This is a genomic window from Stappia sp. G46H5W, assembly GCF_058448995.1.
The window spans coordinates 234,368-246,424 of sequence record NZ_JBZFLL010000006.1 but is presented as its reverse complement, the minus strand read 5'-3'; the positions used below and the strand labels follow the sequence as shown (position 1 = coordinate 246,424).

At 67.2% G+C, this 12,057-nt stretch carries 12 protein-coding genes and 1 other RNA gene; 6 read left to right on the top strand and 7 right to left on the bottom strand.

Translation table 11 applies throughout. The annotated features are described in order from the left end of the window. Positions 1 to 15: 15 nt before the first annotated feature. The 7 genes from sdhA to ACVJ6E_RS19390 all read right to left on the bottom strand — a co-directional run bounded on the left by sdhA (position 16) and on the right by ACVJ6E_RS19390 (position 5,595). Positions 16 to 1,845 carry a succinate dehydrogenase flavoprotein subunit gene (gene sdhA / locus ACVJ6E_RS19420; protein WP_120270529.1) on the bottom strand — a complete coding sequence of 610 codons (1,830 nt, stop codon included), beginning with the start codon at positions 1,843 to 1,845 and terminating at the stop codon, positions 16 to 18. 5 nt (positions 1,846 to 1,850) lie between these two features. Continuing rightward, positions 1,851 to 2,234: a succinate dehydrogenase, hydrophobic membrane anchor protein gene (sdhD, locus tag ACVJ6E_RS19415; protein ID WP_120270530.1), complete on the bottom strand. Its 384-nt coding sequence runs from the start codon at positions 2,232 to 2,234 to the stop codon at positions 1,851 to 1,853. A 14-nt stretch (positions 2,235 to 2,248) separates the two neighbouring features. Continuing rightward, on the bottom strand, positions 2,249 to 2,647 hold the full coding sequence (gene sdhC, locus ACVJ6E_RS19410) for a succinate dehydrogenase, cytochrome b556 subunit (protein WP_120270531.1): 399 nt from the start codon (positions 2,645 to 2,647) through the stop codon (positions 2,249 to 2,251). Positions 2,648 to 2,852: 205 nt separating this feature from the next. Continuing rightward, entirely contained in the window at positions 2,853 to 3,512 is a 660-nt protein-coding gene (locus tag ACVJ6E_RS19405) for a sulfate transporter family protein (RefSeq protein WP_120270532.1), read from the bottom strand. Positions 3,513 to 3,591: 79 nt separating this feature from the next. Next, positions 3,592 to 4,191, bottom strand: coding sequence for a histidine phosphatase family protein (locus tag ACVJ6E_RS19400; RefSeq protein ID WP_120270533.1), 600 nt, complete (start codon positions 4,189 to 4,191; stop codon positions 3,592 to 3,594). Positions 4,192 to 4,193: 2 nt separating this feature from the next. Further along, positions 4,194 to 5,132: an NAD(+) diphosphatase gene (nudC, locus tag ACVJ6E_RS19395; RefSeq protein ID WP_120270534.1), complete on the bottom strand. Its 939-nt coding sequence runs from the start codon at positions 5,130 to 5,132 to the stop codon at positions 4,194 to 4,196. A 46-nt stretch (positions 5,133 to 5,178) separates the two neighbouring features. After that, complete coding sequence (locus tag ACVJ6E_RS19390) at positions 5,179 to 5,595, bottom strand: HIT domain-containing protein (RefSeq protein WP_120270535.1); 417 nt, start codon at positions 5,593 to 5,595, stop codon at positions 5,179 to 5,181. A 196-nt stretch (positions 5,596 to 5,791) separates the two neighbouring features. Here ACVJ6E_RS19390 and ACVJ6E_RS19385 point away from each other — a divergent pair, with 196 nt between their 5' ends. The 6 genes from ACVJ6E_RS19385 (at position 5,792) to ACVJ6E_RS19360 (ending at position 12,031) form a co-directional block, all read left to right on the top strand. Beyond that, on the top strand, positions 5,792 to 7,441 hold the full coding sequence (locus ACVJ6E_RS19385) for an acyl-CoA synthetase (protein WP_120270536.1): 1,650 nt from the start codon (positions 5,792 to 5,794) through the stop codon (positions 7,439 to 7,441). 54 nt (positions 7,442 to 7,495) lie between these two features. Further along, an RNA gene (gene ffs / locus ACVJ6E_RS19380) (signal recognition particle sRNA small type) lies at positions 7,496 to 7,593 on the top strand. Positions 7,594 to 7,758: 165 nt separating this feature from the next. Next, positions 7,759 to 9,720 (top strand): DNA polymerase III subunit gamma/tau, encoded by a 1,962-nt coding sequence (locus tag ACVJ6E_RS19375; RefSeq protein WP_120270537.1) that lies wholly within the window; start codon positions 7,759 to 7,761, stop codon positions 9,718 to 9,720. 87 nt (positions 9,721 to 9,807) lie between these two features. Next, entirely contained in the window at positions 9,808 to 10,128 is a 321-nt protein-coding gene (locus ACVJ6E_RS19370) for a YbaB/EbfC family nucleoid-associated protein (protein ID WP_067223300.1), read from the top strand. A gap of 4 nt (positions 10,129 to 10,132) precedes the next feature. Then, the gene (recR, locus tag ACVJ6E_RS19365) at positions 10,133 to 10,741 is read left to right on the top strand and encodes a recombination mediator RecR (protein WP_120270538.1); all 609 of its coding nucleotides are present in this window, start codon (positions 10,133 to 10,135) and stop codon (positions 10,739 to 10,741) included. 69 nt (positions 10,742 to 10,810) lie between these two features. Then, a complete protein-coding gene (locus ACVJ6E_RS19360; RefSeq protein WP_120270539.1) occupies positions 10,811 to 12,031 on the top strand; it encodes a lytic murein transglycosylase in 1,221 nt (406 codons plus the stop codon). Positions 12,032 to 12,057: the final 26 nt, after the last annotated feature.

Below are 12,057 nucleotides of genomic sequence, written 5' to 3'. Positions count from 1 at the left end.
AGTACGCGGTCTCCATCAGTAGACGCGCGCCTTCGGCGCGATCTTCTTCGGGTCGATGCCGCCTTCCTCATAGGTGGTCAGCGGCTCGGTGATCACCGGGCGATACTTGAGCGTCACCTGGCCGGCCTCGTCGACCCAGGCCAGCGTGTGCTTGCGCCAGTTCTCGTCGTCGCGACCGCCCATCGGACCGTCCTTGTAGTCCTCGCGGGCATGGGCGCCACGGCTCTCCTTGCGCGCCTCGGCGCCGTAGACCGTGGTGATGGCATTGGCCATCAGGTTCTCCAGCTCCAGCGTCTCCACCAGATCGGAGTTCCAGATCATCGAGCGGTCGGTGACCTTGAGGTCGGCCATCTCGCCCCAGATCTGGGACAGGCGCTGGCAGCCCTGCTCGAGGCTTTCCTGGGTGCGGAAGACGGCCGCGTCTTCCTGCATCGCCCGCTGCATCTTCTCGCGCAGCTGCGCGGTCGGCGTGCCGCCATTGGAGTGACGGATGCGGTCGAAATGCCCCATGATCCGGTCGCAGGAGGCCTCGTTCGGCGTCGGCACGGCTGCCTTGCGGTCGATCACCTCACCCGCCTTGATCGCCGCCGCGCGTCCGAAGACGACGAGGTCGATCAGCGAGTTGGAGCCGAGACGGTTGGCGCCGTGCACCGAGGCGCAGCCGGCCTCGCCGACGGCCATCAGGCCCGGCTGGATCGCATGCGGATCGTCCGCCGTCGGGTTCAGCACCTCGCCCCAGTAGTTCGTGGGAATGCCGCCCATGTTGTAGTGGACGGTCGGCAGGACCGGGATCGGCTCCTTGGTGACGTCGACACCGGCGAAGATCTTCGCCGATTCGGAGATGCCCGGCAGACGCTCGCCGAGGATGTCCGGATCCAGGTGATCGAGATGCAGGAAGATGTGATCCTTGTTCTTGCCCACACCGCGGCCTTCGCGGATCTCCATGGTCATGCAGCGCGAAACGACGTCACGCGAGGCGAGATCCTTGGCCGAAGGTGCATAGCGCTCCATGAAGCGCTCGCCCTCGGAGTTGACCAGATAGCCGCCTTCGCCGCGGGCGCCCTCCGTGATCAGGCAGCCCGCGCCGTAAATGCCGGTCGGGTGGAACTGCACGAACTCCATGTCCTGCAGCGGCAGGCCGGCGCGCGCCACCATGCCGCCGCCGTCACCGGTGCAGGTGTGGGCGGAGGTCGCCGAGAAATAGGCACGGCCGTAACCGCCGGTGGCCAGAACGACCATCTTGGCGGAGAACCGGTGGATGGTGCCGTCGTCGAGGTTCCAAGCGATGACGCCCTGGCAGACGCCGTCCTCGGACATGATCAGGTCGAGCGCGAAATACTCGATGAAGAACTCGGCATTGTTGCGCAGCGACTGGCCGTAGAGCGTGTGCAGGATCGCGTGGCCGGTCCGGTCGGCCGCGGCGCAGGTGCGCTGCACGGGAGGACCGTCGCCGTAGTTCTGCATGTGGCCGCCGAAGGGACGCTGGTAGATGCGGCCATCCTCGGTACGCGAGAAGGGCACGCCATAGTGCTCCAGCTCGTAGACCGCCTTGGGCGCCTCGCGGGCCAGATACTCCATGGCGTCGGTGTCGCCGAGCCAGTCGGAGCCCTTCACCGTGTCGTACATGTGCCACTGCCAGCAGTCGGGCGTCATGTTCTGGAGCGAGGCGGCGATGCCGCCCTGCGCCGCAACGGTGTGCGAACGGGTCGGAAAGACCTTGGAGATACAGGCGGTCCTGAGGCCCTGCTCGGCCATGCCGAGGGTCGCCCGCAGGCCGGCGCCGCCGGCTCCCACGACCACCACGTCGTAGCGGTGGTCGACGAAGGAATAGGCTTGTCCTGCCATGGTGTTCAGCCTCCGAAGCTGATCTTGAGGACAGCAAAGATCGACGCAAGGCCGATGAATGCCGAGAAGAAGGTGTTCGCCATCAGCGTCAGGAACTTGGGCAGCTCGTCGTGGACATAGTCCTCGATGACGATCTGCATGCCGAGCTTCATGTGATAGACGCCGGAAATCACCACCATCAGCATGACGATCGCCACCAGGGGATTGGCGAGAGCCGCCGTGACCGTCTCGTAGTCGCCCCCCTGCAGGGAGATCACCAGGATCACGAAGAAGGTGATGAGGAAGACGTTGGCAACGGCGGTGACCCGCTGGCGCCAGAAATGAGTCGTGCCGTCCCGGGCCGAGCCGAGGCCGCGAACACGTCCGAGCGGAGTGCGCATGTCAGTCATGGATCAAGCCTCCCTCAGCGAACCGCATATCCGACGACCCAGAGCAGGATCGTCAGGGACACCGAGCCAATCAGCGAGGCGCGTGCGAGCCACTCGCGCGCCTGCGGGCCGAAACCATGCCCCATGTCCCAGATGAAGTGCCGCAACCCGCCCAGCATGTGGTGGAGCAGCGCCCAGGTGAACCCGAACAGCACCAGCCGCCCGAGGATCGAGCCGTAAAGATCGTTGACGAAGTTGAAATAGTCCGGGCCCGCCGCTGCGGCCACCAGCCACCACACCATCAGGATCGTGCCGAAATACAATGCACAGCCGGTGATGCGGTGCACGATCGACATGACCATGGTGAAGATGGGTTTGTAGATCTGGAGATGCGGCGAAAGCGGCCGGCTGTTTCTCGTCCCGACGTCCGACATGGATTGTTCTCCCGTCTCCCTCATCGGCTTACGCTTACGTAAACGTTAGCTAAATCAGGGCCTTGAATACCCGCCTTCTAACTCCATCGGACGGGTACGTCAAAATATCCTGTCGGATAAGACGGAACACGGATTTTTTCACCGTGCCAAAGGCAGGTGCCGGCCATGCGGCTCCTTGGTCGGCAAAGGGGCGGCGCGCGGATGCTTACCTATAGGTCAACCGCTTGTGCAGATGCACCATCATCACGGTCGCAAAGATCGGCGTCAGCAGGTTGAGCAGCGGCACGGCAAGAAAGCCGGCAATCGCCAGGCCGGCGATAAACACCGTGCCGGAATGGGCCCGACGCAGGGCCCGCGCCTCTTCCGGCGAGCGGAACCGGCTGGCCGCAAACTCGAAGAACTCACGGCCGAGCAGATATCCGTTGACCACGAAGAAGGCGATCAGGTTGACGCCGGGAACCAGCAGCAGAACCAGCGCCAGCAGGTTGCCGGCGATGACGATGCCGGTGAACTTGATGGCCTGGGGCAGCGCCACAGATAGGGGCAGCGCCTTGCCCGCAGGATCGCCAGGATAGTCGCTGCTCTCCACGACCTCGGCGATGTCGTCCTGCAGCAGGCCGGCGATGATCGCCGTCACCGGCGCGACGAGAAAACCGAGCAGGAAGACCGCGCCGATGCCAGTCAGCAGCGACAGGACCGTCTCGAGCCAGGGATAGGGCAGGCTGACAAAGGCTGCGACGGCGCCATTCAGGCCGAGCCAGACGAGGAACAGCAGCACCAGGGTGTAGCCCAGCGTCTTCCAGAAGATCGCCCGCAAGGGGGGCTCGAAAATCTGGGAAAGCGCGCGCAAAGCGGAAGAAATCATGTCGGGAACGCGGTCCTTGTCGCCGTCTGCCTCGCCTCACACTTAGGAAGCCGACACGCCGACCACAAGCAGGCCTGGCTTATCCGTCGAGCGGTCGCCAGTCCACGCCGGAAGCGTTTTTCTCCCGCAGGGCGCTGCGCGAAAACGCATACCAGAAACCGCCGCCGGGCGGCTGGTCGTGGCGGCGATCGATCGCCCAGCCAGCAAGATGGCACTTGAGCAATGTGCCGACAGCGCCGTGTCCGACGAAAAGCACGCGCGCGTCCTGCGGGATGCGCTCCAGATGCGCCTCGACCCGCCCGACGATCCGCGCCTGGGCATCGCATGCCTGCTCCCAGCCGCGCACGCTGGTCTGCGACTGTGCGAAAAAGGCATCGGCCACGCGCTCGAACTCTTCCGGCGGCAGAAAGCCGGTCGCCGACCGGTCATTTTCGTGCATCAGCTCGTCCACGACGACCGGAAGACCGAGTTGCCCGGCGATGATGCCGGCCGTTTCGACCGCTTTCGTCTCGGCGCTGGAGACAACATGGGTGAGGGACGCGAATTCGCCCCGCCCGGCCCCGGCCCGCGTGCGCCGTGCCCCTTCCTCCGACAGCCCCCATTGCGGCACGGGAACAGCCGGATCGATGCGCACCTGCGGATGGGTGAGATAGATGCAGTCGGCACGCGCAAGGATCATGATCAGCTCCGCCCTTCGACCCAGCTGCGAGTCAGCCAATGGGCGATGGACAGCGGGGGCGGCACCTTGAGCCCGTCCGGATGCGTGTCCGCCAGCATCGCCGTCACCTCCTCGCGGGAGAACCAACGACAGGCCTCCAGCTCGGCCTCGTCCATGGTGATGTCGCGGCTGATCGCCGTGCCGTGGCATCCGATCATCAGCGAGGCCGGGAACGGCCAGGGCTGGCTCGCCATGTAGCTGACATCGCCGACGCGGATGCCCGATTCCTCGAACACTTCCCGCCGCACCGCCTCCTCGATGGTCTCTCCAGGCTCGATGAAGCCGGCAAGCGTCGAGAACACGCCTTCCGGCAGGCGCGGCGGCCGACCCATCAGGCAGGCGTCGCCATCGGTCACCAGCATGATCGCCACCGGATCCGTGCGCGGGAAATGCAGCCCGCCGCAGGATGGGCAGTCGCGACGGTAGCCGCCCTGCGTCATCGTGCTGGGCGAGCCGCACCTGGAACAGAAGCGGTGGCTGACGTGCCAATGCAGCAGGGAGCTGGCCTGGGCGAGCATGCCCATGTGGCCCGGCGGCAGGACGCCTTGCAGGGCGAGGGACCGCAGGTCGATCAGCTTGCGCCCGTCGGTCTCGACCCGCTCCGGGTCGGCGGCAAGCGTGGCAGCAAAGACCGGCGCCTCGGTCTCCGGCTGGAAGCCGAGCAGGACCACTTCCTCGCCGATGGTGGCGAGCGCAGCCCCTGCCTTCTCTTCCCACAGGATCGAGAGCTGCGAACCGGACGTGTCGACCAGCGGCTTGCCTTCGCACAGGAACACAAACCGGGCGGCAGGCGCTGCCCGGTGCGCAGCCAACCAGTCCGCATCTCCCCTATGCTCGGACAGGCGGTCCAGCGGATTGCCGTGATAGGAGAACCCGAAGGCGGTGTCGGGCGCGTGGGTCATGCTGGAGCGGTCCTCGTTCGATCAGGCGCGTCTGGCGGGAAAGGGATCAGGCGATCTTCGGCAAGCGCTCGGCGATCCTCAGCGCAAGGGCTTCGGCCGCGCCGGCAGGGTACGGCACGGCAGCGCCCGAGCCCCAGACGGGTCCCGGCCAGGCGGCGTCGCCAGAAAAGCGCGCGATCACATGTACATGCAGCTGCGCAACGATATTGCCGAGCGCTCCGACATTGAGCTTGTCGCACCCCGTCTCCGCCTTCAGCACCTCGCCGACCAGGGCGATCTCGCGCATCAGCTGGACGCGTTCGTCGTCCGCCAGATCCAGCAGCTCGACCAGCTCCGGCTTGCGCGGGACCAGCATCAACCAGGCAAACCGGCTGTCGCGCATCAGGCGCAGGGACGACAGCGGCAGATCGGCGACAGCCAGGCTGTCGGCCGCAAGCCGCGGGTCGAGACTGAAAGGCTGCATTGAGGCTCCGTCGAAGGCGGGCAGGGACACAGAGAGCCGCACTATAACGGGAGCGCATGCGAGCGCCAGCCCCTCCCCCTTGCAGTTCACCGCACCATTTCCCATTGACGGCCTTCCCCGCGGGAGGGCATGCCAGACGAGGGAAACGACGAGGCCGGAAGCACCGGCACGGGGCCTGACATCGGGGAGGACGCGGATGCTGCCTGAGGCAACGAGCTATGAGGACCTTGCCGCACGCTTCGTCTGGCAGGTGCCGGAGCGCTACAATATCGGCGTCGACATCTGCGACAAGTGGGCCGACGTTGACCCCGAGCGCACCGCGATCATCGCCATCTCCGAAGACGGCCGCCGCGAGGTCGTCAGTTTTGCCGACCTGAAGACCCTGTCCAACCGCATCGCGAACCTTCTGGTGCGCGACGGCATCCGGCGGGGCGACCGGGTCGCTGTCCTGTTGCCGCAGGCCATCGAGACGGCTGCAACCCACATCGCCGCGCTCAAGATGGGCGCGATCACCATTCCGCTCTTCATGCTGTTCGGGGATGAGGCGCTGGCCTACCGGCTCGGCAATTCCGGCACCCGGGCGGTCGTGACCAATGCGGAGGGCGCGGCCAAGCTCGCGCGGATCCGGGACCAGCTGCCGGAGCTGGCCTCGATCTACACCATCGACGGCGCTGCACCCGGAGCGAGCGACCTTCACGCGGAGCTCGCCTGGCAATCCGCGGCGTTCACGCCGGTCGATACCCTGGCCGACGACCCGGCGATCATCATCTACACCTCCGGCACGACCGGCCAGCCCAAGGGCGCGCTGCATGCCCAGCGGGTGCTGCTCGGCCACCTGCCCGGCGTCGAGATGAGCCACGACCTGTTCCCTGCGCCGGGAGACCGGATCTGGACCCCCGCCGACTGGGCCTGGATCGGCGGGCTGCTGGACGTGCTGATGCCGGCACTGCATCACGGCATCACCGTCGTCGCCTGCCGCTTCCGCAAGTTCACGGCGGAAGCCGCCTTCGATCTCATCGCCCGCGAGAAGATCCGCAACGCCTTCCTGCCGCCGACCGCGCTGAAGATGATGCGGGCGTATGGCGAACCGCCAGCGGACCTGCGCCTCGACATGCGGACAGTCGCCAGCGGCGGCGAGACACTGGGCGCGGAGCTCGTGGAATGGGGCCGGCGGGTGTTCGGCGTCACCATCAACGAGTTCTACGGCCAGACCGAGTGCAACATGATCGTCTCGTCCTGCGCCCGGCTGATGCCGGCGCGGCCGGGCATCATGGGCCGCGCCGTGCCCGGTCACGACCTCGCCATCGTCGATGCTGCGGGAACGCCGCTGCCCGACGGGCAGCAAGGCAATATCGGCGTCCGACGCCCGGACCCAGTGATGTTTCTCGGCTACTGGAACAATCCGGAGGCGACGCAGGCGAAATTCGCCGGCGAATACCTTCTCACGGGCGACATGGGCGTGCGCGATGCCGATGGCTGGTTGCGCTTCATCGGCCGGGACGACGACGTCATCACCTCGGCCGGCTATCGCATCGGCCCGGGCGAGATCGAGGATTGCCTGATCGGGCACCCGGCCGTCGCCATGGCAGGAGTCGTCGGCAAGCCGGACCCGGCGCGCACCGAAATCGTCAAGGCCTATGTGGTGCTGGCGGACGGACATGCCCCGTCGCAGGCGCTCGCCAGCGAGTTGCAGGACTTCGTCAAGTCGCGGCTCGCGGCACACGAATATCCGCGCGAGATCGCCTTCGTGGATGCCCTGCCGATGACGACGACCGGCAAGATCATCCGCAAGGATCTGCGCGCCAGAGCCGCCCAGGAGACCGGGCAGAGCGACAGCCACCGGTGATCTTTGCGGGATTTCCCCTTGCATCGGCGGGCGAAACTCACGATATAGAGCGCGGGAGGTTGGTGGTGGACGAGCCACTCGCCAACCGGGTCAGGTCCGGAAGGAAGCAGCCCCAACGAGTCGCGGCACGGGTCACCGTGCCAGCCTCCCACCCTTTCCCTTCAGGTTCAGATCCGGCGCAGCTTGCGCCCGAGGGCGCGGTTGCGGCAGTGCAACGGCGCCAGAACGCGCGCTCCGGTCAGCGGCAGCGGGGAAATCCTGCCTGGCGCACCGAATAGGCCTCAACATCCGGCGGCCGCGCCGCTAAGCTTGGACCCATGGACGGTCTCATTCCCACTTCTTCCGAAGACACTCCCGGCGCGGGCAGCGGCAACGCCGCCTACCGGGTGCTCGCGCGCAAGTATCGCCCCCGCAGCTTCGATGATCTGGTCGGCCAGGAGCCGATGGTCCAGACCCTGCGCAATGCGTTCGAGACCGGGCGCATCGCCCAGGCCTGGATGCTGACCGGCGTGCGCGGCGTCGGCAAGACGACGACGGCGCGCATTCTAGCGCGCGGGCTCAACTACGAGGTCCCCGGCGAAGCCGACCGCCCGACAGTGAACCTCGAAAAGCTGGGCGTGCATTGCGAGGCGATCATGGACGGTCGCCATGTCGACGTGATCGAGATGGACGCTGCCTCGCATACCGGCATCGACGACATTCGCGAGATCACCGACGCGGCGCGCTATCGGCCGGCCTCGGCTCGCTACAAGGTCTACATCATCGACGAAGTGCACATGCTGTCGAAGTCGGCCTTCAACGGCCTGCTGAAGACGCTCGAGGAGCCGCCCGAGCATGTGAAGTTCATCTTCGCCACCACCGAAATCCGCAAGGTTCCGGTCACGGTCCTGTCGCGCTGCCAGCGCTTCGATCTGCGCCGCATCGATGCCGACAAGATCGTCGGGCTGCTGCGCCGCATCTCGCAGGCCGAGGGTATCGCGGTCGCAGACGAGGCGCTGGCGCTGATCGCCCGGGCTGGCGAAGGCTCGGCGCGCGATTCCCTGTCGCTGCTCGATCAGGCCATCGCCCATGGCAGCATTTCCCAAGGCGGCGGCGATGCGATCGGCGCGGAGACGGTGCGGGCGATGCTCGGCCTTGCCGACCGCGCCCGCATCATCGATCTCTTCGAATATCTGATGCGGGGCGACGCGGCGGCGGCCATGGCCGAGTTCCGCCAGCAATACGATGTCGGCGCCGATCCGGTGGTCGTGCTGTCGGATCTTGCCGAGTTCACCCATCTGGTCACCCGGCTGAAGATCGTCCCCGACGCGGGCGATGATGCCTCTGTCACGGAGACCGAACGGGCCCGCGGCCGCGAGCTTGCCGGACGTCTGTCGCTGCGCCTCCTGTCGCGCGCATGGCAGATGCTCCTGAAAGGCATCGAGGAAGTCCAGGCCGCTCCCAAGCCGCATCTGGCCGCCGACATGGTCCTGGTGCGCCTTGCCTATGCTGCCGACCTGCCCGACCCGGAAGACGCCCTGCGCATGCTGCGCGACGGCAAGGCGGCCGCGCTCGGCTCCAGCCTGCCGGCACCGCCGTCCCGCCCGCAGATGTCCGGCGGGGAGGCCTCCTTCGCCGGGCAGGCTGCAAGCGCGCCGCAGGCGCAGGCCACTTCGCCTGGAGCCCCCTCCTCCACCTCGACGAGCGAGCCCGTTGCCGTCTCCGCACAGATGCGAACCTCCGCACAGGCCATGCCGGGCGAGGCGCCGCACGCTCAGGCCGCCCCCAGTTCGCCGCCGCGCCTGCAGGCGTTGGCAGGAGGACTGGCCCCGGAGACGACCCGCGCCCAGCCCGCTGCCGACAGCCAGCCGGCGCCGTCCCACGGGCTCGCCTCGCTGGCCGACTGCGCCGCCCTTGCCGCGGAAAAACGCGACATTCGCCTGAAGGTCGAGATCGAGCGGCAGATGCGGCTCGTGCGCTTCGAGCCGGGGCGAATCGAGTTTCAGCCGGTCGAAAACGCCGACCCTGATCTTGCCGGCCGGCTCGGCCGCCGGCTTTCGGAATGGACCGGCACCCGCTGGATCGTCAGCGTCTCCCGCACGCAGGGACGTCCGACGCTGCACGAGGAGCGCGAGGCCAGCCAGCGCCAGCTCTTCTCCGATGCCAAGGCCGAGCCCACCGTTGCTGCCCTGCTTTCAGCCTTTCCCGGTGCCAAGGTCGTCGACGTGAGAATGACCGCCGTCGAGGACGCGCCCCTTGACATGGCCCCGGTCGAAGACGAAATCGACCTCGATACATGATCCGGCGGCGGGAGCCGGCACGGTCCGTCCTGCCGATCTGCAGGGACTGACCCGGCGCCCTTTCGCACCGCCCCCAAGGAGAGACCCATGGACTTCCTGAAGATGATGAAACAGGCGAAGCAGATGCAGGAGCAGATGGGCTCGCTGCAGGAAGAGATCGCCTCGGTCGCGGTGGAAGGCACCGCCGGCGGCGGCATGGTCACTCTGACCATGACCGGCAAGGGCGAGCTCAAGTCCATTCGCATCGACCCGTCTATGGCCAAGCCTGACGAGGTCGAGATCCTCGAGGACCTGATCCTTGCGGCTCATCAGGACGCCAAGGCCAAGGCCGAGGCCCTGCTGCAGCAGAAGACCCAGGAACTGATGGGCGGTCTCGGCCTGCCCGCCGGCTTCAAGCTGCCGTTCTGATCCCATGGCCAACCGGGCGGTCGCCGGACCCGAGGTCGAACGGCTGATCCAGCTGCTCGCCAAGCTGCCGGGGCTGGGTCCCCGGTCGGCCCGGCGTGCGGCGCTGCACCTCATCAAGAAGAAGGACCAGCTGCTGGTCCCGCTGGCGCAGGCCATGGGCGTTGCGGTGGACCGGGTGACCGTGTGCCAGACCTGCGGCACCGTCGATACCTGCGACCCCTGCACCATCTGCTCCGATCCGCGCCGCGACACGGCGACCATCGTTGTGGTGGAAGACGTGTCCGACCTGTGGGCGCTGGAGCGTGCCGGGGCGCTGAACTGCCGATATCACGTTCTCGGCGGCACCTTGTCGCCGCTCGACGGTATCGGGCCCGATGACCTGACCATCGACAAGCTGATCGAGCGTGTCGCTGCCGGCGATGTCACCGAGATCGTCCTGGCGGTGAATGCGACGGTCGAGGGACAGACCACGGCCCATTACATCACCGACCGCCTGCGCGGCATGGACGTGAAGGTCACGCGCCTCGCCCATGGCGTTCCGGTCGGCGGCGAGCTCGACTATCTCGACGAGGGGACGCTGGTCCAGGCGCTGAAGGCCCGTACCTCCTTCTGATCCCGCATATCGTCCCGCGCGGTGCACCGTGCTAGGTTTGGCGCAGCCAGCCACCCGCAACGGATCGTCATGCACCGCGCCCTGCCCGCCCTTCTCGCTTCGCTTTCAGTTCTGCTCGCAACGCTCTGCGCCCCGACCGCCCAGGCGCAGCAGGGGCTGCAAGCCAAGTTCGACCGGTTCCTCGAAACGCGCATCATACCGGCCGCGCGCGCGGCCGGCGTGCCGCAGGACGTGATCCGGCGGGAGCTCTCGGGCCTGTCGCCCGACACCTCGCTGCCGGGCCTCGGCGATCCCGACGGGCCGGAGCGGCCGCCCTCGGTCAACTACCAGTCCGAGTTCCGCGCCCCGGCCGGCTATTTCCGCGACAACCAGTTCAACGCGCTGGCCGCACAGGGCCGCCGCCTGGCGCAGACGCATGCCGCAACCCTGTCGCGGATCGAGGCGCGTTACGGCGTCCCGTCCCGAATCATCCTTGCGATCTGGGCCCGCGAGTCCGGCTATGGCGCCGCGCGTATTCCCAACGATGCGCTGCGAACCCTTGCGACCCGCGCCTTCATGGGAACCCGCCGCGACTTCTTCGCCGAGGAGACCGTCGCGGCCTTGCAGATCCTTGCCGACGGGCACATCACTCGTGCGGATCTGCGCAGCTCCTGGGGCGGCGCGCTCGGCCAGCCGCAGTTCCTGCCCTCCAGTTTCCTGCGCCTTGCGGTGGATTTCGACGGCGACGGCAAGCGCGACATCTGGCGCTCGGTTCCGGACACGCTGGCCTCGATCGCCAACTATCTCGCCTGGCACGGCTGGGTGAAGGGGCGGGACTGGGGCTATGAGGCCGAGGTTCCGGCCTCCGTCTCCTGCTCGCGCGAGGGACCCGACCGGGGCCAGCCGATCTCGGCCTGGGTCAGGGAAGGCGTCAGCCGGGTCAAGGACCGCCCGTTTCCGCAACACGAGCTCGCGCAGCCGGGCTTTCTCCTGATGCCGGCCGGACGCAACGGCCCGGCCTTCATCGCCACCGACAATTTCTATGTGCTGAAGGCCTACAACGAGTCCGACGTCTACGCGCTTTTCGTCGGCCATCTGGCGGACCGCTACGGCAACAATGCCGGCTTCGTGCAAGGCTGGAAGGACGTGAAGACCCGTTCGCGCGGCGCCGTGCGCGATCTCCAGCTTGACCTGGAGGCCAAAGGCCACGATGTCGGCGGGGCCGACGGGCTGATCGGCTTCAAGACCCGCCGCACCCTCGGCCTCGAACAGGAGAAGGCCGGTCGCCGCGCCACCTGCTGGCTGGAGTGAGACCCTTGCCAGATTCCGGTAGTCGC